At 68.6% G+C, this 18,668-nt stretch carries 18 protein-coding genes; 13 read left to right on the top strand and 5 right to left on the bottom strand.

The window, feature by feature from the left end:
• Positions 1-5 precede the first annotated feature (5 nt).
• Positions 6-1,502, bottom strand: coding sequence for a lipase maturation factor family protein (locus tag GXK59_RS11235; RefSeq protein ID WP_160666807.1), 1,497 nt, complete (start codon positions 1,500-1,502; stop codon positions 6-8).
• 71 nt (positions 1,503-1,573) lie between these two features.
• Between GXK59_RS11235 and dxr the strand changes: the two genes are divergently transcribed.
• Together dxr and GXK59_RS11225 are read left to right on the top strand one after the other, a co-directional pair.
• Positions 1,574-2,758 carry a 1-deoxy-D-xylulose-5-phosphate reductoisomerase gene (dxr, locus tag GXK59_RS11230; RefSeq protein WP_160666805.1) on the top strand — a complete coding sequence of 395 codons (1,185 nt, stop codon included), beginning with the start codon at positions 1,574-1,576 and terminating at the stop codon, positions 2,756-2,758.
• 18 nt (positions 2,759-2,776) lie between these two features.
• Entirely contained in the window at positions 2,777-4,108 is a 1,332-nt protein-coding gene (locus tag GXK59_RS11225; protein ID WP_160666803.1) for a M50 family metallopeptidase, read from the top strand.
• Here the strand turns inward: GXK59_RS11225 and GXK59_RS11220 are convergent.
• The gene (locus GXK59_RS11220) at positions 4,092-4,559 is read right to left on the bottom strand and encodes a hypothetical protein (protein WP_160666801.1); all 468 of its coding nucleotides are present in this window, start codon (positions 4,557-4,559) and stop codon (positions 4,092-4,094) included. The genes GXK59_RS11225 and GXK59_RS11220 overlap by 17 nt on opposite strands.
• A gap of 227 nt (positions 4,560-4,786) precedes the next feature.
• Between GXK59_RS11220 and GXK59_RS11215 the strand changes: the two genes are divergently transcribed.
• The 8 genes from GXK59_RS11215 to GXK59_RS11180 all read left to right on the top strand — a co-directional run bounded on the left by GXK59_RS11215 (position 4,787) and on the right by GXK59_RS11180 (position 13,025).
• On the top strand, positions 4,787-5,518 hold the full coding sequence (locus tag GXK59_RS11215) for a MarR family transcriptional regulator (protein WP_237393865.1): 732 nt from the start codon (positions 4,787-4,789) through the stop codon (positions 5,516-5,518).
• Complete coding sequence (locus GXK59_RS11210; protein WP_160666799.1) at positions 5,515-6,012, top strand: hypothetical protein; 498 nt, start codon at positions 5,515-5,517, stop codon at positions 6,010-6,012. Before GXK59_RS11215 ends, GXK59_RS11210 begins: the two co-directional genes overlap by 4 nt.
• A gap of 97 nt (positions 6,013-6,109) precedes the next feature.
• A complete protein-coding gene (locus GXK59_RS11205) occupies positions 6,110-6,403 on the top strand; it encodes a YciI family protein (RefSeq protein ID WP_160666797.1) in 294 nt (97 codons plus the stop codon).
• Positions 6,404-6,441: 38 nt separating this feature from the next.
• Complete coding sequence (gene ispG, locus GXK59_RS11200) at positions 6,442-7,608, top strand: flavodoxin-dependent (E)-4-hydroxy-3-methylbut-2-enyl-diphosphate synthase (RefSeq protein WP_160666795.1); 1,167 nt, start codon at positions 6,442-6,444, stop codon at positions 7,606-7,608.
• The gene (locus GXK59_RS11195; RefSeq protein WP_160669115.1) at positions 7,571-8,458 is read left to right on the top strand and encodes a GNAT family N-acetyltransferase; all 888 of its coding nucleotides are present in this window, start codon (positions 7,571-7,573) and stop codon (positions 8,456-8,458) included. Before ispG ends, GXK59_RS11195 begins: the two co-directional genes overlap by 38 nt.
• Before the next feature lie 427 nt (positions 8,459-8,885).
• Positions 8,886-10,697, top strand: coding sequence for a proline--tRNA ligase (locus tag GXK59_RS11190; protein ID WP_160666793.1), 1,812 nt, complete (start codon positions 8,886-8,888; stop codon positions 10,695-10,697).
• Positions 10,698-10,716: 19 nt separating this feature from the next.
• On the top strand, positions 10,717-11,511 hold the full coding sequence (locus tag GXK59_RS11185) for a sulfite exporter TauE/SafE family protein (protein ID WP_160666791.1): 795 nt from the start codon (positions 10,717-10,719) through the stop codon (positions 11,509-11,511).
• 80 nt (positions 11,512-11,591) lie between these two features.
• Positions 11,592-13,025, top strand: a complete 1,434-nt coding sequence (locus GXK59_RS11180) for a pyridoxal phosphate-dependent decarboxylase family protein (protein WP_160666789.1) — start codon at positions 11,592-11,594, stop codon at positions 13,023-13,025.
• Here GXK59_RS11180 and GXK59_RS11175 read toward each other — a convergent pair.
• The 3 genes from GXK59_RS11175 to GXK59_RS11165 form a co-directional block, all read right to left on the bottom strand.
• Entirely contained in the window at positions 13,022-14,110 is a 1,089-nt protein-coding gene (locus tag GXK59_RS11175) for an aminoglycoside phosphotransferase family protein (protein ID WP_160666787.1), read from the bottom strand. The genes GXK59_RS11180 and GXK59_RS11175 overlap by 4 nt on opposite strands.
• Positions 14,111-14,136: 26 nt before the next feature.
• On the bottom strand, positions 14,137-14,868 hold the full coding sequence (locus GXK59_RS11170; protein ID WP_160666785.1) for a VIT1/CCC1 transporter family protein: 732 nt from the start codon (positions 14,866-14,868) through the stop codon (positions 14,137-14,139).
• A gap of 235 nt (positions 14,869-15,103) precedes the next feature.
• Complete coding sequence (locus GXK59_RS11165; protein WP_237393864.1) at positions 15,104-16,264, bottom strand: ferritin-like domain-containing protein; 1,161 nt, start codon at positions 16,262-16,264, stop codon at positions 15,104-15,106.
• A gap of 108 nt (positions 16,265-16,372) precedes the next feature.
• On the opposite strand from GXK59_RS11165, the gene rimP reads away from it, so the two are divergent.
• The 3 genes from rimP to GXK59_RS11150 all read left to right on the top strand — a co-directional run bounded on the left by rimP (position 16,373) and on the right by GXK59_RS11150 (position 18,575).
• Positions 16,373-16,990: a ribosome maturation factor RimP gene (gene rimP, locus GXK59_RS11160; RefSeq protein WP_160666781.1), complete on the top strand. Its 618-nt coding sequence runs from the start codon at positions 16,373-16,375 to the stop codon at positions 16,988-16,990.
• Entirely contained in the window at positions 16,990-17,970 is a 981-nt protein-coding gene (gene nusA / locus GXK59_RS11155) for a transcription termination factor NusA (protein WP_024366138.1), read from the top strand. The genes rimP and nusA overlap by 1 nt, the downstream gene beginning before the upstream one ends.
• A gap of 263 nt (positions 17,971-18,233) precedes the next feature.
• On the top strand, positions 18,234-18,575 hold the full coding sequence (locus GXK59_RS11150; RefSeq protein WP_160666779.1) for a DUF448 domain-containing protein: 342 nt from the start codon (positions 18,234-18,236) through the stop codon (positions 18,573-18,575).
• Positions 18,576-18,668 lie beyond the last annotated feature (93 nt).

The following is an 18,668-nucleotide window of genomic DNA, read 5'->3' as shown; positions in this document are numbered from 1 at the left end:
ACACCTCAGTCCCCAGGCGGCAGCGACAGGGGCGGAATGGACTCGTCCAGCAGCATCCGGATCCAGCGCTGGCCGGTGGCACGGAATTCCTCCCGGGTGGCGAAGCGGTACAGGTAGCTGCTGGCCCGCACCCAGCGGGGCCGGGCGCCGTCGAACGGATCATGCCGCAGCAGGCGCAGGGTGGGCCGGTCGGCCACCAGCAGTTTGGCCAGGAAGGCATAGAACCACTGCTCGTGCACGGTGCGCAGCGGCAGGAACCACATCAGCCAGTCCAGGCGCAGGTGGTAGGGCGCCCACTGGCGCGGGATCCGGCGGACGTCGCCGGGCTTTCCGCGGAACCCGTATTCCCGCCAGTCCGCGGCGTCGTCGGGATCCGCGGCGAAGGTGCCCTCCACCACGATTTCGATCCGCTGCTTCGTGACCGTGCCGAAAGCTCCGTAGGTGTTCCCGAGCTGCCAGCGGTTAAAGGCGGCGTTCATCAGCTGGTAGCGGGAGAACAGGTTCTCGACCGGGCGGTAGCTGAGCACCACCAGCAGCACCGTGGCGACCAGGACCACCACGAGCCACGCGACCGGCGCCTGGCTGCCGGCCGCGCCGGCCGCGCCGGCACCGGCCCCTGCCGCAGTCCCTGCCGACGCAGCATGCCAGTCGAGCGGGATCGCCGGGATGACGGCATGCGCCACGGGGTCGCTGACCGCGGCGAAGGCCAGCAGGATCGCCATCCAGTTGAGCCAGGCGAAGTTCCCGCTCGCCACCAGCCAGAGCTGCGTGAAGATGATGATGCCGGCGGCCATACTGGCCAGCGGTTGCGGGGCGAAGAGGAAAAAGGGCACCACCAGCTGCGCAAAATGGTTGCCCAGGACCTCGATCCGGTGCCACGGCTTGGGCAGCAAGTGCGCCTGCCGGCTGAGCGGCCCGGGCATCGGCTGGGTCTCGTGGTGGTAGTAGAGGGCGGTCAGGTCACGCCATTCCCGGCCGCCGCGGATCTTGATCATGCCGGCGCCGAACTCCAGCCGGAACACCAGCCAGGCCAGCAGGATCAGGATGGTCCGCGGCGGGGGAGTCTGGTCCGAGCCGAGGAACGCCACAATGAACCCGGCCTCGAGCAGCAGCATCTCCCAGCCGAAGCCGTAGAAGGTCTGCCCCACATTAACGATCGACATGTACAAGAGCCACAGGGCCAGGAACGCCAGCAGGGGAACCCAGGGCGGGCCTAGCTGGGGCAGGCCCATGACGATCGTGGCCGCAATGGCCAGCCCGGCCCAGCACACCGTGCGCAGCAGCCGGTCCGTGTAGCGCCAGCTGAACAGGGTGGGCCTGCGCAGCCGGCTGGAACGTGCCAGGAAATCCGGCACCGGCAACAGCCCGCGCTCGCCGAGGAGGGCAGGAAACTGGTTGAGCGAGGACAGGAAGGCCACAAAATAGAGCGTGGCGATGCCGCGCTGCAGCACCTGCCGGGCGAACTCGTATTCCGGCGCATCAAACCAGGCCGTCCACTCCACGATCACCACGTTACGCCTGCAGGACCAGGCGGGCGGCCCGAGCACAGAACCCGGTGCGGGATACTTGAATCATGCAGCCGCGCAAGATCGTCCTCCTCGGGTCCACCGGTTCCATCGGCACACAGGCGCTTGACGTCGTCGACGGCGCCCCGCACCTTTTCGAGGTCGTCGCGCTCAGCGCGGGCGGCGGCAACCTCGAACTCCTGGCCCGGCAGGCCGTCCACACCCGCGCCCTGGCTGTCGGCACAGCCGCCGGCGACGCAACGGCGCTCCAGACACTGATCGACAACGCCGCCGCCGCGGCCGGAGTGACAGGCTACCGCCCCGAGATCATCACCGGCCCGGACGCCTCCACCCGGATCGCGGAGATCGAAGCTGACGTGGTTCTCAACGGCATCACGGGCTCCATCGGCCTGGCGCCCACCCTTGCGGCACTCAAATCCGGCGCCACCCTGGCCCTGGCCAACAAGGAATCCCTGATTGTCGGCGGCGCCCTGGTCAAGGCCGCGGCCCGCGAAGGCCAGATCGTCCCGGTCGACTCCGAACACTCCGCCATCGCCCAGTGTCTGCGCTCCGGCACCGCGGGCGAGGTGGACCGGCTGATCCTCACGGCCTCGGGCGGGCCCTTCCGCGGCAAGACCCGTGAAGAGCTGCACGATGTGTCCCCGCAGGACGCCCTCGCCCACCCCACCTGGGATATGGGCCTGATGGTCACCACCAACTCCGCCAGCCTGGTCAACAAGGGCCTGGAAGTGATCGAAGCGCATCTGCTCTTCGACATCCCTCTGGAGAAGATCGACGTCGTGGTCCACCCGCAGTCCGTGGTCCACTCCATGGTCCAGTTCATCGACGGCTCCACGATTGCCCAGGCCTCCCCGCCGGACATGCGCCTGCCCATCGCCCTGGGCCTCGGCTGGCCGGACCGGGTACCGAAGGCCGCCCCGGCCTGCGACTGGACCCAGGCCACCAGCTGGACCTTCGAGCCGCTCGACACCGTGGCGTTCCCCGCCGTCGGGCTGGCGAAGGACGCCGCCAAGCAGGGCAGCACGTACCCGGCCGTCTTCAATGCCGCGAACGAGGAGGCCGTCATGGCCTTCCATGCCGGCCGGATCCGGTTCACCGACATCGTCGATACCATCGAAGCAGTCCTCAGCGAACACACAGGGTCCTCCGGGCTGACGGTGGAGTCCGTGCTGGATGCTGAAAGATGGGCACGCGCCCGCACCCACGAACGTTTAGCCGTCAGAAGCGTCTAGGAAGCAGCAGATCGAAGTATGAGTCCCGTCCTCCTCTTTATCCTCGGTGTCGTCTTTGTGGCGATCGGCATCGCCGTGTCCATTGCCCTTCACGAAGTGGGCCACCTGCTGCCCGCCAAGCTGTTCAAGGTCCGCGTCACCAAGTACATGATCGGCTTCGGGCCCACCATCTGGTCCCGCAAGAAGGGCGAGACCGAGTACGGTTTCAAGGCCATCCCGCTGGGCGGCTTCGTCTCGATGATCGGCATGTACCCGCCGAACAAGGAGGACGGCACGGTCCGTCCCTCCAGCACGGGCATGTTCCAGTCGCTCGCCTCGGACGCCCGCTCCCTGGCCCACGAGGAAGTCGGCCCCGCCGACGCGAACCGCGTCTTCTACAAACTTCCGGTCTGGAAGAAGATCATCATCATGCTCGGCGGACCGGCCATGAACATGCTGATCGGACTGGCGCTCACCGCCGTGCTGCTGATGGGCTTCGGCATGGCCACCCAGACCACCACGATCGCCGACGTCTCCAAGTGCCAGGTCAAGGCCGGCGAAACCGTGGACCCGGACTCCGCAGACTGCAAGCCCACCCCCGCCGCCGCCGCGGGCCTGTTGCCCAACGACGTCATCACCTCCTTCGACGGCAAACCCGTAACCAGCTGGGACGAACTCACCGGCTGGATCCGCGCGTCCGCGGACAAACAGGTCACCATCACGGTGGAGCGCGACGGCGTCCCGGTCACCACCGCCGTCACGCCGGTCCTCTCCTCGCGTCCCGTGATGGGCGACGACGGCCGCCAGGCCAAGGGCGCCGACGGCACCCTCCAATACCAGGATGTCGGTTTCCTGGGCATCGGTGCGCAGACTGCGCTCGTGCCCCAGCCGGCGTCGACGGTTCTGCCGATGGCGGGCGAGAACATCAAGCAGATCGCCGGCGTCGTCGTGAACCTCCCGGCGCGCGTGGTTGGTGTCGCGAAGGCGGCGTTCAGCGAAGAGCCCCGCGACCCCAACGGACCCATCAGCGTGGTCGGGGTGGGACGCGTGGCCGGCGAAGTCGCCGCGATGGAGCAGGTGCCGATGCAGTCCCGGGTGGCCACCCTGGTGGGCCTGCTGGCCGGACTCAACTTCGCGCTGGCCGTCTTCAACCTCATTCCGCTGCTGCCGCTCGACGGCGGCCACGTCGCCGGCGCGCTCTATGAAGGGGCGCGGCGCAGGATCGCCAAGCTCTTCGGCCGCCCGGACCCCGGCGCGTTCGACATCGCCAAGCTGCTCCCGGTCACCTACGTGGTGGCGGTGCTGCTGATGGGCATGGGCGCCCTGCTGATCTACGCGGACATCGTCAAGCCGGTCAACCTCTTCGGCTGACGCCGCGGCCCTCCGGCCTGCGGAAATGTCCGGCGAGGTTCAGGGCGGTGTTGACGCAAAACAGGACCAGAAAGACGGACCATGCGAGGCGCTGGAGGTCCCAGAGCGGCCACCACAGGAACATCTGTGCCCAGAAGTACAGGGCCACGTAGGGGATCAACAGACCCGGCCTGGGCGGTGAGCGCCATTCCACCCGGCGCCAGAGATCGAGATAGCTGCCGTAGAGCGCCCAGGTGCCTAGCAGGAGTGGGCCCACATACAGCCGCCAGGACTGCCCTTCGACGAGGAACCAGAGGCCGAGCGGGAGTCCGAGCCCGCCGACGGCGTAGGCGAGCCAGCCCAGGCGGTCCGCGAGTCCGGGACGCCAGCGCCGGGCGGCGAAGAAAGCGGCGAGCACGGCCTGGGAACCGAGACCGAAAGCGATGAACGCCGCTTCCGTTGGTGTCGCCACCGGCCCACCTCCGCGGCGTCGTTGTTGCTGTGCCCCAGACTGGCCCGGCGCGGGGGAGCTGTCAACGGGTCGGCTGTCCGGCCCTTAGCCCTGCGGGCCGGGGGCGCTGAGCGGCGCACGGCCTAACCGGATCGCGCTGATTTCCAAATATCAGCTTATTCTGGCTTATTTTAAGTAATCAGTTGAAAATGATTGATTCTCTAAGATCAGCCCTTTAGGGTGGTGCTATGTACGTGATGACCATCGACCAGCGGGGAAGCAGCGCCGACATCGACCGCGTCCCGGACCTCCTGGCGGAACTGGCCGGTCTCTCCACAGCCGGACGCTTCGAACGTTCCGTGGGCGACGAGGTCCAAGGGGTGGTGCAGCGCCCCGACGAAGTCGTGGACATCGCCCTGCATGCCCTCCGCAGCGGCCGCTGGTACGTGGGAATCGGCGTGGGGTCGGTGGACCTGCCGCTGCCGGCCAGCCCGCGGGAAGGATCCGGGCCGGCCTTCGTGGCGGCACGCGTGGCCGTCGAGAAGGCCAAGTCCGGGGCCGCCCATGTGCCAATCGCCGTCGTCTCCGGCGGCCTGCGCAGGGGGGAGGCCGCACCCTCGCCCGCTGGCTCTGCCGGGGCCCGCGCCTGCGCCAATGCCGAGGCAGTGCTGCGCCTGATCGGACGCCTTGTCCAGGACCGGACGGCCGCGCAGTGGAAGGTCGTGGATGTGCTGCGCTCGGTGCAGCACGGCCACACCGGCACCCACGGGACGCAGAAAATCGTCGCCCGGGAACTGGGAATCACCGAACAATCGGTGAGCCGTGCACTCCTGCGCTCCGGCTGGCAGGAAGAATGGGCGGCGAGGCCCGCGGCGGAAATGCTGCTGGCCTTCGCCCACGGGGTCATCGCCGGAAGCGATGACGCCCGAGGACGGCCCGCGGACCCCCGCACCCCGGACAGCACGGAAGGAGACCGGTGAACGGCCTCTGGATCACCCTGACACTGCTCATCGCCGGTTTCGCCGGCTGGCCCGTGACGGCCCTGGTCTTCCGGCTCGCCCGGACCATCGATGACCGGCAGGACGCCGGCGCCGGTGCCGCCGACCCGGCGAACGACCCCGCGGCGGATGTCACCGTTGATCCCTCGGCCATGAGTGGCACCCCGGTCACCACCACGGCAACCGCAGGCCCAGCGGCCCCGGCGGCAGGCACCGCGGCCACCTCGGTCAGCAGCGTCCGGATCCTGCGCGGGGGCGCGATCATCGGCGTGCTCGAACGCCTCGCCGTCTGCCTCGCAATCCTCGCCGGCGAGCCGGTCGCCATCGCCTACGTGGTCGCGATCAAGGGCCTGGGCCGTTTTGCCGAGCTGAAGGAGACCCCAGTGGCCGCAGAGCGGTTCATCATCGGCACCCTCACGTCGCTGCTGTGGGCGGCCGGCGTCGCAGCCCTGGCCAAGGTGCTCGTCCTCGGCTGACGCCGCCGCTCCGTCAGGCGACCATGACGCCGCCGCACCACCCGGCCGGGCAGCCGCCCGGATGGGTACCTGGCCGGCGGGGCGATAGTGTATCCGTATGACTGTTTTTGCTGTTGAGTACGTATACGACGCCGAATCCTCCGAAGCCCGCGACGCCACCCGCCCGGCGCACCGCGAATGGACCGCAGGACTTGCCCAGGAGGGAACACTGCTCGCCAGCGGCCCCTACGGTGACGGCGCCGGCGCGCTGCTGATCTTCAAGGCCGCCGATGAGCAGGCCCTGAACCAGGTCCTCAAGCAGGACCCCTTCGCCGCCGCCGGTGCCATCTCCGGCACCCGCACCATGGCCTGGGCTCCCGTGACCGGCCTCCTGGCCGGCCACGCCGCCTAGCCGCCCCCGCCAGACCTACTTCGACACAAGGAGTCCATGTGACCTCGGTCAGCCTGGGAATGCCGTCAGCACCGCCCCCCGTCCTCGCGCCGCGCCGCAAGACCCGCCAGATCAAGGTGGGCTCGGTCGGCGTCGGCTCCGATTCGCCGATCAGCGTGCAGTCGATGACCACCACCCCCACCACGGACATCAACGCCACGCTGCAGCAGATCGCCGAGCTCACGGCCTCCGGCTGTGACATTGTGCGCGTCGCATGCCCGTCCGCGGACGACGCCGAGGCCCTGCCGATCATCGCCCGCAAGTCCCAGATCCCCGTCATCGCGGACATCCACTTCCAGCCGAAGTACGTCTTTGCCGCGATCGAAGCCGGTTGCGCCGCGGTCCGGGTGAACCCCGGCAACATCCGCAAGTTCGATGACCAGGTCAAGGAAATCGCCCGCGCGGCCAAGGACCACGGCACCTCGATCCGGATCGGCATCAACGCCGGCTCGCTCGAGCCCGGCATCCTGAAGAAATACGGCAAGGCCACCCCGGAAGCCCTCGTGGAATCCGCCGTCTGGGAAGCTTCACTGTTCGAGGAGCACGGCTTCCACGACTTCAAGATCTCGGTCAAGCACAACGATCCTGTCATCATGGTCGCCGCCTACGAGATGCTGGCCGAACAGGGCGACTGGCCGCTGCACCTTGGCGTGACCGAGGCAGGCCCGGCCTTCCAGGGCACCATCAAGTCGGCCACGGCCTTCGGTGCCCTGCTGTCCCGCGGCATCGGCGACACCATCCGGGTTTCCCTCTCCGCCCCGCCGGTGGAGGAAATCAAGGTCGGCAACCAGATCCTGCAGTCGCTCAACCTGCGCCCGCGCAAGCTCGAGATCGTCTCCTGCCCGTCCTGCGGCCGCGCCCAGGTGGACGTGTACACGCTGGCCGAGCAGGTCACGGCAGGACTGGAAGGCATGGAGATCCCGCTGCGCGTTGCCGTGATGGGCTGTGTCGTCAACGGACCGGGCGAAGCCCGCGAAGCCGACCTCGGTGTCGCCTCGGGCAACGGCAAGGGCCAGATCTTTGTGAGGGGCCAGGTCATCAAGACTGTCCCGGAGGACCAGATTGTTGAGACACTGATCGAAGAGGCCATGCGTATCGCCGAAGAGATGGGGGAGGCCGATGGCGAAGATGCTGTCAAGGGTAGCCCCGTGGTTAGCGTCTCGTAAGGACGGCGCCGCTCCCGGTGTCGCAGTCCGGACCCTTGGGGGGCCGGACACTTCCCAGCTCGTGGACTTGGCGCGGCAGGACGCCGTCGCCAATGTCTTCATCCTGTCGCACCTGGCAACCGCCGGTTCGGCGGCGCCCACGACCGGCGGGGCCAGCATCCTTGGCGTGTTCGACGGCGGCACCCTCCTCGGCGCCTGCTGGGCCGGAGCCAACCTGGTGCCCGTGCAGCTGGACCCCGGGCTTGCCGGCGCGGTGGCAGCCGCCGCGCACCGCTCGGGCCGGCGGTACGCCTCGATCTTCGGTCCGGCCGACACGGTCCTGGCCTTGTACGCCGGGCTGGAACTGTTCGGCCAGACGGCCCACGAGATCCGCGATGACCAGCCGCTGATGACAATTTCCGGGCCGCCCGCCGTGACGCCGAATCCGCAGCTGGGCTTCGGCCAGCTGGCGGACTTCGACCGGATCCTGCCCGCGTGCGCGGCGATGTTCGAGGAGGAAGTGGGCTATTCGCCCTACCTCGGCGGCCGGGAGTACTACAGCCGCCGGGTCAAGGGCCTCATCCGCGAGGGCCATTCCATGGTGCACCTGAGCCCCGAGCGCGAGGTGGTCTTCAAAGCCGAGCTGGGGGCCGTCACCCCGGAGGTAACGCAGGTCCAGGGGGTCTGGATGAACCCGGAGTTCCGCGGCCAGGGCCTCAGCGCAGGCTACATGGCAGCCGCCGTCGTCCTGGCCCAGACCCTTGCCCCGGTCACCAGCCTGTACGTCAACAATTTCAACACCCGGGCCCGCGCCACTTACGAGCGCGTGGGCTTCCGCCAGGTGGGCACGTTCGCCACTGTTCTCTTCTAATTTCTGCACTTTTATAACTGCAGTGATCTTCCATCCCAGCCGTAACACTGGCATCACCGCAGAATATCTGAATCGGGACTCTTGTTTTCGTGGCCTGTGTCACATAAATTCGATCTAGCCGTGTCGCATGGGCACGTGTTTCCACGGGTGCAGTTGCCGGGATGCAGACGCCATTGAGGGCAACACCAGGAGCCCACAGCCGGAACTTTGGCGGATCTGGGGGCCGCAGAGCCACGCCATGACAGGATGACCAGCCGGGAACGGCCGGGGGCTTCCGTCAGTTATGGCGTGGCTCTTCTGCGTCCGGGCTGACGGTAGATTAGTACCTGGACTTGTGGGCCGGTTTTGCCGGTCCAACCCATTCACAGCCTATGTTCACAGCTTTGCTGATTTGCCCCGCACCTTCCCAGAAACGGATAGATACCCAGTGGTCCTTCGACTCTCCAAGCTGTTCCTGCGCACCCTGCGTGAAGATCCCGCCGACGCCGAAGTGGCCAGCCACCGGCTCCTGGTCCGCGCCGGGTACATCCGCCGGGCCGCCCCGGGCATCTACACGTGGCTTCCGCTGGGCCTGAGCGTGCTGCGCAAAGTGGAGACGGTCATCCGCGAGGAAATGTCGGCCATCGGCGCCCAGGAGGTCCACTTCCCGGCCCTGCTGCCCAAGGAGCCCTACGAGGCCACTAACCGCTGGACCGAGTACGGCGACGGCATTTTCCGGCTCAAGGACCGCAAGGGCAACGACTACCTGCTGGCCCCCACACACGAGGAAATGTTCACCCTGCTGGTCAAGGACCTGTACTCCTCGTACAAGGACCTGCCGCTGAGCATCTACCAGATCCAGAACAAGTACCGCGACGAGGCACGCCCCCGGGCCGGCCTGCTGCGCGGCCGCGAGTTCATCATGAAGGACTCCTATTCCTTCGACGTTGACGACGCCGGCCTGGACGCCAGCTACGCCGCGCACCGCGGCGCCTACCTGAAGATCTTCGCGCGCCTCGGCCTCGAGGTCATCCCGGTGGCTGCCACGGCCGGCGCCATGGGCGGGTCCAAGAGCGAGGAATTCCTGCACCCTACCGAGATCGGCGAGGACACGTTCGTCCGCTCCGCCGGCGGCTACGCGGCCAACGTCGAGGCCGTCACCACCGTCGTCCCCGCGGACATCGACTTCAGCAACGCTCCCGCCGCAGAGGTCCGGGACACCCCGGACACCCCCACCATCGAGACCCTCGTGGACGCCGCCAACGCCCTGGCGCCCCGCAGCGGGGCCGACGGCGGCGCCTGGACGGCCGCCGACACTCTTAAGAACGTCGTCCTCGCCGTCACCCTCCCGACCGGCGAACGCCAGATCGTCGTCATCGGCCTGCCCGGCGACCGCGGCGTTGACCTCAAGCGTGTGGAAGCGAACATCGGGTCCTTCCTGCCGATCGGCGGCGAAATCACGATCGAGGCCGCCAACGAGGAAGACCTCAAGAAGCAGCCCCTCATCGTCAAGGGCTACCTTGGCCCCGGCCTGTCCCTGGACGCGCCCCTGCTGGGCACCGAGGGCGCCGCCAAACTGCTGTACCTCGTGGATCCCCGGGTTGTCCGCGGCTCCGCCTGGGTCACCGGCGCCAACGAACCCGGCAAGCACGTCTTCGGCCTGGTCGCCGGACGCGACTTCGGCTGGGACGGCGTCATCGAGTGCACCGAGGTGCGCGCCGGCGACGAGGCCCCCGACGGCTCGGGCCCGCTGGAAACCGCCCGTGGCATCGAAATGGGCCACATCTTCCAGCTCGGCCGCAAGTACGCCGCAGCCATGGACCTCAAGGTCCTGGACCAGAACGGCAAGCAGGTAGTGGTCACCATGGGTTCGTACGGCGTCGGCGTCACCCGCGCCGTCGCGGCCCTGGCCGAATCCAACCACGACGACAAGGGCCTGATCTGGCCGCGCGCCGTCGCGCCGGCCGATGTCCACGTGGTGGCCGTTGGCCGCGGCGAGGAGATCTTCGCCGCCGCGGAGAAGCTGGCCCTTGACCTGGAAGCCGCCGGCCTCGAAGTGATCTACGACGACCGTCCCAAGGTGTCCCCGGGCGTGAAGTTCGGCGACGCTGAGCTCGTCGGTGTGCCGACCATCCTCGCCGTCGGACGCGGGCTGGTGGACGGCGTCGTCGAGATCAAGGACCGCCGCAGCGGCAACGCCGAGAACATCGCCGTGGACAAGGCTGTCGATTACGTCGTCAACGCCGTGCGCAACAGCTGACCAGCTGAACTAGGCAGGCGTGGTTTCCGGACTCGAGTCGATCGAGCTCAGTACTCTCATCCTGATCGTGGTCGCCGGCTTCGCCGCGGGCTGGGTCGATGCCGTCGTCGGCGGCGGGGGATTGATCCAGCTCCCGGCCATGCTGCTGGTGCCGGGCATCAGTCCGGTGCAGGCGCTGGCGACGAACAAGATGGGCTCGATCTTCGGCACGACGACCAGTGCCGTTACGTACTACGGCAGGGTGCGGCCGGACCTGCGCACGGCGCTGCCCATGGCGGTGATCGCCATGGCCGGCAGCTTCGGCGGGGCGGTACTCGCCGCGAACCTCCCGGCGAGCGTGTTCAAGCCCATCATCGTGGTGGCGCTCGTCGCCGTCGCGCTCTTCACCGCTTTCCGCCCCAACGTGGGGGAACTGACCAGGCTGCGGCACAGCGGGCACCGGCACTATGTGCTGGCGTGCCTGATCGGCGGCGTGATCGGCTTCTATGACGGCCTGATCGGCCCCGGCACCGGATCATTCCTCATCATCGCGCTGGTCTCCGCGATGGGCTACGCCTTTCTCGAAGCAAGCGCCAAGGCCAAGATCGTGAACATGGCCACCAACGCCGGCGCCCTGCTGTTCTTCGTGCCGCACGGTGCCGTGCTGTGGGGTCTCGGGCTCGTCCTGGGCCTGGCGAACATGGCCGGCGGGTACCTTGGCGCCCGGACGGCCGTCAAACAGGGAAACAAGTTCATCCGCATTGTGTTCCTCGCCGTCGTGGGGGCGCTCATCATCAAGCTCGGCTCCGACATCTGGCAGGACAGCATCGCGTAGCATCAGCGCCCCCGGACCCGCACCGGCGCCCGCACCCGTGAGGGCTGCCCGTACAGTGCCCGCGGGCGTAGCATGCAGCTATGTCAGCATCGGAAGAACGCTACGGCGATGCCCTGGAGGCTGCGGCCCGGCACGCACGCCAGTGGCTGGAGAGCCAGGAAACCCGGCATGTTGGCCCGCGCGTGACCGCGGCGGACCTTGCGGCCGACTTCGGCGGGCCGCTGCCCCGGGACGGAACGCCGGCGGCTGAGGTGGTGGACTACCTGGCAACGAAGGCTGAGCCCGGACTGATGGCCATGCCCTCCGGACGCTTCTTCGGCTGGGTCATCGGCGGGACCCTTCCGGCGGCCCTGGCCGCGGACTGGCTGGTCAGTGCGTGGGACCAGAACGCCGGGCTGCGCTACGCCACTCCCGCGACTGCCGCCATTGAGGAGGCCGCCGGCGGCTGGTTGCTGGAGCTGCTGGGGCTGCCGGCAGAGTCCGACGTCGGCTTCGCCACCGGCGCCACCATGGCCAACTTCACCGGCCTCGCCGCGGCGCGGTGGCGCCTGATGACGGAGGCAGGCTGGGACCTGGACGTCAACGGCCTCGCCGGCGGCCCCAGGATCCACTGCTTCGTTGGCCAAGAACGCCACGACACGATCGACCTCGGCCTCGGGTACCTCGGGCTGGGCCGGCCCACGGCCGTCGCCGCGGACCGGCAGGGCCGCATCATCCCCGGGGAACTGGACCGCGCCCTCGGGCGCACGCTGGACGGCGCGCCAAGCCGGGGAAACAACTCCGGGCGGGCCCCGGCATTGGTCTGCCTGCAGGCCGGGAACCTGCATTCCGGTGCCTTCGACCCCTTCCTCGAGGCAATCGCCGTCGCAAAATCGTACGGTGCCTGGGTACACGTCGACGGCGCCTTCGGGCTCTGGGCCGCCGCGGTCCCCGAACTCGCCGAACTGACCGCCGGGCTGGAACTCGCCGACTCCTGGGGCACCGACGCGCACAAAACGCTCAACGTCCCCTACGACTGCGGCATCGCGGTTTGCCGGGATGTCCAGGCCCTGCGCTCCGCCATGGGCGTGCACACCAGCTACCTGATCCAGGCGGCGGACGGCACGGCGGACCCGTTCGAGAAGGTCCCCGAACTCTCCCGCCGGGCCCGCGGCGTCCCGGTGTGGGCGGCCTTGAAGTCGCTCGGCAGGGACGGCGTCGCCAGCCAGGTCCGCACGCTCGTGCAGCGCGCTGCGCAACTGGCGAAGCAGCTGTCCGCACTGGACGGCGTCGAGGTGCTCAACGACGTCGACTACACCCAGGTCTCGCTGGCCTTCGGCGACGACGCCGCCACGCGCGCCGTGACGGCCCGCATCATCGCCGACGGCCGGGTCTGGATGTCCGGTTCGCGCTGGCAGGACCGCGACATCCTGCGGATCTCCGTGAGCAACTGGAGCACGGACGACGCCGACGTGGCGGTTGCCATGGACGCCGTCCGGGACGCCCTGGCCGCGGTCCGCAGCCAGAACGTCTAGCTGCCTGCGTCGCCCGGCGCCGGCAGCCCGTGGGGTGTGGGAAGCTCCGGCAGCGTGCGGCCGGCCAGTGTGCTGGCCACCCAGAGCGAACGGGCGAGGTCGCCTTCATGGCCCGGCTTCGCGGCATACCCGAGGGCGTTGTCGACCTCGCGGGCCAGGCCCCATTGCCGGGCGACGTCGGCGTCGAGGCCGGCGGCCAGGCTGAAGTCACGGCAGCGCTCCAGCAGGCCCTGTTCCGGATCCGCCCGGGGCAGCTCAGGAATCCGGTTCCACAGCAAGGGTGCCACCGCGAATTCCGCCTCGCCGATCATCGGCTGCGGATCGATGGCGGCCCAGCCGTCGGCCGGTTCCGGTGCGCCTCTTTCGGGGCCATCGCGGCCAGGCCGGGCCAGGATATTCACGTAGTGCAGGTCGGTGTGGACCAGCACGTCGCGGCCGGAGCGGCGGCCGACGGCTCCTCGCGTCTGGCAGACCTCAAGCGCGGCTTCCAGCAGCCAGCGCGGGAAGGGCCGGCCCAGCAGTTCCCAGGTCTCCGGCAGTTCGTCACTCCACTGCTCGGCCCTGGCCGCCACGTGCTCGAACACCCGCCAGTCCGGCCCGCCGTCGGGCACAAGGCTCAGCCGGCGAACAAGCTCACCCCACACCGGTGCCGCCACGTCCAGGGGCTCGTCCTGAAGCGAGCCGACGGGGTCCAGGCGCTCCAGCAGCAGCGCCCCGGCGCCGGCGTCGTGCGCCAGCAGACGGACCGCCCCGTCCCCCTTCCAGAGGGCGAGGGCATGCGGTTCCACCAGCGCTTCGTCGTGCGGATAGGCAATTTTGAGGACTGCAGCGCCGGCAGCTCCTTCGGCACCATCTTCGGCGGCCACCCCGGCTGCGGCACCGGTGCGACGGCGCACCGGGACGACGATGGCACCGTGGCCGTTCCAGGGCAGTGTGCCGGGCGCGAGCTCAAGCTCGAGCTGCCACCGGTCCAGGGACTGCTGGATCAGCCGGGGGAGCGACGCCAGCCAGTCGCGGCCGGTGGCGCTGGCGCCGTAGCGGCGGCTGAGGTCGGGCGGGATCGGGACGTCTGCAGGCTGGCTCACGGATCCAGCGTAGTAGCTGCCGGTTGTCAGGCCGTGATGCCGCTGGCGCCGAGCCAGCTGCCGATCAGGAAGGTCGCGATCAGCGCCGCCGCACCGCCGATCACCACGCGGATGGCCGCCTTGGACTTCGAACCGCCGCCGATCCAGGCGCCGATGGCTCCGGTCAGGGCCAGGGCCACCAGCACGGCCACGAACGTCAGCGGCACCCGGATGTTTTCCGGCGGCAGCAGGATGGCCAGCATGGGGAGGATCGCACCGATCAGGAACGCCGCGGCGGAGGCGAAGGCCGCGTGCCAGGGGCTGACAATGTCCGTCTCGTCAATGTGGAGTTCGGCGGAAAGGTGGGCGCCGAGGGCATCGTGGGCGGTGAGTTCCAAGGCCACAGTGCGGGCGGTGTCGGCGCTGAGGCCCTTGCCCTGGTAAATTGCGGCGAGTTCCTCAAGTTCCTCTTCGGGCTGTTCGGCCAGCTCCCGGCGTTCCTTCTCGATCAGCGCCTGCTGGCTGTCCTTCTGGCTGCTCACGGACACGTATTCGCCCAGGGCCATCGAGATTGCACCACCCACAACGCCGGCGGCACCGGCGATAAGGATGGGGCCGGAGTCCGTGGTCACGCCGGCGACGCCGACCACAATCGCGGCGACGGACACGATGCCGTCGTTGGCGCCCAGCACACCTGCGCGCAGCCAGTTGAGGCGGTGCGCGATGTCGTTGTGGTGGGGCTCGTTCTCGTGCTGGGTGGGGGCGGCTTGACTGTCCATGACTACAGCAAACCACCGGCGCCCCTGGCTCACCAGTATTACGAGCCTAAGTTAGCCGCGGCTTGCACCCCGGCACAGCGGTTCCCGCTACCCGTGTGCGGCGCAGCGGGGGCACATTGACACGGACACGCCACGCACCTGGCCGGGTTTGTGGCTTTTGGGGCCCAAAGCCGCCCCGCGCGGCCGGGAGTGGCCCGAAGTGCGGGAAGTGGCCGGGAGCGGGCGGACCAGCTGGCTAAGGGGTGGGCGTCACAGCGGGAGCGGGAGCGGGCAGCTCGGGGAACTGGTTGGGGTCCGCCGCCAGGCCGGGAAGAACGCCGGTGTCCGCACCCCAGAGGGCGGACCGGCGCGCGGCACCCACGAGGCCGGCGATCGCCCACTGCCGGGTCTGGCCCTCGCTCAGGGCAACCAGATCGCCATAGACAGGCAGCGCCGACGCCTCCAGTCCGCCGAGGCCTGCAGCGGGAGAGGCCAGGAACGCCGGTGCCATCGTGTACCCGGCTGCGCGCGGCGGGACGGGAGCGCAATGCATCCGGCTCAGTTCTTCCGCGCCGGCGGCGAGGGCCTCATGCCGGGCGAGCTGCTCCGACGCCGGGCCGGCCGCCGGACCACCCAGCCGGGTCAGGGCCACCTGGTAGCCGTACACAGTCTCCAGTTCGCTCTCGACTGTCGCCGCCAGCGCACCGGGAAGAGACGCAGCCGCAGCATCCGCGCCGGCCGAAAACCCTGGGATCGACCCTGACGACGGCCCTGACGACGACGGCGATGCCGGGGCGGCACTGGGGCACGCGCCGGACAGTTGGGGTGCGGCGGGGTCGGGGACCGCGGACGCGGGCGCCCCGACGGCGGCGGCGAGGGCGGACGCCTGGAGCAGCTGGGCGGTCCCGACGGCGGCAAGCAACCGGGCCATTCCGCCGTCGGCTACGGAAGCGTCGGCGAGCCGTTGCGAGGCGCTGGCCGCCAGTTCGGTTGCCAGCGCGGCCGCGGACGCGGGCAGCGGAACAGCAGACGGAACTGCGGACGGAACTCCGGACGGAACAGCCGAAGACGCGGCAGCAGTGGCAATGCCCGGCGACGCCGGGGCGGCCGGTGCGTCGTGGCCCGGCACCAGGAGGGCCCGGGAATGGCTTGTCAGCAAACTCACAGTCCGCGCCACGGCGGGCTGTGGGTCGCCGGCGGTGGACGTGCCAAGTTGCTCGCCGGCGGCTCGCAGCCGCAGCGTTTCGGTTAGCGCTGCGGACCGCGCCTGTTCCGAAAACGGCGGTTCGGCGGGCTCCTTGGGGCGTCCGGGACTCCAGCCCAGGCCAAGGCTGGCAACCACGAGGGCGAGGCAAGCAAGGAGCGCGATGCGGGGCATGAGCTCCCGCCGCCGCTTTTCCCTGCTGTCGTCTTTCACAACAGACCATGTTGTCATGCCGGCCGGGAACTGAAGTGCACCACGGCGCCCGGAAAATCGCTAGGCTAGTACACACAACATCATCTAGAGCGGGAGGCGGCCGGCATCATGACCAACGCAGAAGCCACGACTTCAACAGACCGGACCGGAACGGGTAAGGCTGAAGCCGCACCCGCCCACAACTTCGAGGCCGAGCGGCTGCATGCCCTCCTGGAGCCCGAAGTCCAGGCAAACCGGCTGTACCTGGAGGACGTCTCCATTCACGTCGCCGGCGCCAACCGGGTGGTCCACGTGGTGGTGGACCTGCCGCAGGAGGAGGCAGGCGGCGTCGGCCTCGACGTCATCGCCGAGATTTCCAAGACCCTCTCCGACATCCTGGACAACGATCCCAGCACCGACGCGCGCCCGTACGAGCTTGAGGTTTCCTCTCCGGGCGTCGGCCGTCCCCTTACCGAAGAGCGGCACTGGCACCGTGCCCGCGGCCGGATGGTCAAGGTCAATGTCCTGCAGGGCGAGAACGTCACGGGCCGGGTGCAGTCCGTCGATGACGAGGGCGTCACCCTGGTCCCGGAGATCACCGTGAAGAAGGGCATGAAGCCCAAACAGGGTGAGCCCATCAAGCTTCCTTTCGACAGGATCCGCAGTGGAAAAGTCGAGATAGAGTTCAGCCGCCTCGAAGAGGCTGGCCTGGAGAACGCACACAATGGACCTTCTGAGGAGGCCTAATGGATATTGACATGAGCGCACTGAGACTCCTGGAGCGTGAGCGTGAAATCCCGCTGGATCTCCTGATTCCGACGATCGAGCAGGCCCTGCTGGTGGCCTACCACAAGACGCCGGGAGCCTTCGAGAAGGCCCGTGCCGAGCTGGACCGTAAGAGCGGGCACGTGACCATCTGGGCCACGGAGATCGACGACGACGGCGCCCCCATCGGTGAATTCGAAGACACTCCCGCAGGCTTTGGCCGCATCGCCGCCAGCACTGCACGCCAGATCATCCTGCAGCGCCTGCGCGACGTTGAGGACGACAACGTCCTCGGCGAGTTCAAGGGCCGCGAGGGCGAACTGGTTGCCGGAACCATCCAGCAGGGCAACAACCCGCACATGATCCAGGTCAACCTGGGCACGGTGGAGGCACTGCTGCCGCCGCCCGAGCAGGTGCCGGGGGAGAAGTACACCCACGGCAACCGGCTCCGCGCCTTTGTGATCGACGTGCACCGCGGCACCAAGGGCCCGTCCATCACCCTGTCCCGCTCGCACCCGGGTCTCGTGCGGAAGCTCTTCGAAATGGAAGTCCCGGAAATCGCGGACCGCTCCGTGGAAATCGTCGCCCTGGCCCGCGAAGCCGGACACCGCACGAAGATGGCCGTCAAAGCCAACAACCCCGGCATCAACGCCAAGGGCGCTTGCATCGGTGAAATGGGATCGCGTGTCCGTGCGGTCATGAACGAACTCAACGACGAAAAAATCGACATTGTCGACTACAGCGACGATCCCGCGACGTTCATCGCCAGCGCACTGTCCCCGTCCCGGGTGAATTCGGTCACCATCACGGACGAGGCAACCCGCTCGGCCCGTGTGGTGGTCCCGGACTACCAGCTCTCCCTCGCCATCGGCAAGGAGGGCCAGAACGCCCGCCTCGCCGCCAAGCTCACCGGCTGGCGGATCGACATCGTCTCGGACGCTGCGGTCAGCCGCGACAAATAGGCCCCACCGTGGCGGCCCCGGCAAAGGGGTCACAACAAAAGGGCCGGACTTCCGGCCCGCCTGCCAGCGTCCCGGGCCCCGTAAGTTCGGGGTCCGGCCGCTCGAGGGGCTAGAATAGACATGACCGCGCCTAACGGCCGGTGTCCGCGTGTCCTTGCGCGTCCGGGATTGCGTCCGGCGAAGGTGTTGGTGACAACCCCTTGGCCAGGCAGGCTCAGGACGCCAGGGCCGGCAGATATGTACTGGCAGGAAGAAACTCGTAAGTGGCACACGTGCAACACCTCGGGAATCAGCCGCAACGTACCTGCATCGGATGCCGGAAAAAGGGCACGCGGTCGGAGCTACTCCGGCTCGTCGCCGACAGCAGCGGTTCATCCGCTGTCGTAGTCGATGAACGACGCCGGATGGCTGGCAGGGGTGCATGGCTGCACCCCAGCGAAAAGTGCCTGGCACTGGCGGTCAAACGTCGAGCGTTCGGACGCGCCCTCAACGGCGCTGCCGGAACCGCCGACGTCGAACGCCGGATCATGGCGGGCACGCAAGCCGTGGACACCCCGGTGGCCGCAGCAACAACCGTCCAACCTGAAAGCGGGTCAGAAAACTGATGGAAACCCGATGAGTTCCCAGCGATGAGTGCGCAACGATGACAACTTTGTTGCGCTCTGCAATGGACCTTTCAGCTGCACTCGCGGCGGAGG

It is taken from the genome of Pseudarthrobacter sp. ATCC 49987, from assembly GCF_009928425.1.
Taxonomy (GTDB): Bacteria; Actinomycetota; Actinomycetes; order Actinomycetales; family Micrococcaceae; genus Arthrobacter.
Note: the sequence above shows the minus strand (reverse complement) of the source record. Positions and strands in the feature narration are given on the sequence as shown.

Bases quoted from the DNA above. Each gene is read 5' to 3' on its own strand.
- dxr (WP_160666805.1), top strand. From the start codon at position 1,574: ATGCAGCCGCGCAAGATCGTCCTCCTCGGGTCCACCGGTTCCATCGGC.
- GXK59_RS11225 (WP_160666803.1), top strand. From the start codon at position 2,777: ATGAGTCCCGTCCTCCTCTTTATCCTCGGTGTCGTCTTTGTGGCGATC.
- GXK59_RS11215 (WP_237393865.1), top strand. From the start codon at position 4,787: ATGTACGTGATGACCATCGACCAGCGGGGAAGCAGCGCCGACATCGAC.
- GXK59_RS11205 (WP_160666797.1), top strand. From the start codon at position 6,110: ATGACTGTTTTTGCTGTTGAGTACGTATACGACGCCGAATCCTCCGAA.
- GXK59_RS11195 (WP_160669115.1), top strand. From the start codon at position 7,571: ATGCTGTCAAGGGTAGCCCCGTGGTTAGCGTCTCGTAAGGACGGCGCC.
- GXK59_RS11180 (WP_160666789.1), top strand. From the start codon at position 11,592: ATGTCAGCATCGGAAGAACGCTACGGCGATGCCCTGGAGGCTGCGGCC.
- GXK59_RS11170 (WP_160666785.1), bottom strand. From the start codon at position 14,868: ATGGACAGTCAAGCCGCCCCCACCCAGCACGAGAACGAGCCCCACCAC.
- rimP (WP_160666781.1), top strand. From the start codon at position 16,373: ATGACCAACGCAGAAGCCACGACTTCAACAGACCGGACCGGAACGGGT.
- nusA (WP_024366138.1), top strand. From the start codon at position 16,990: ATGGATATTGACATGAGCGCACTGAGACTCCTGGAGCGTGAGCGTGAA.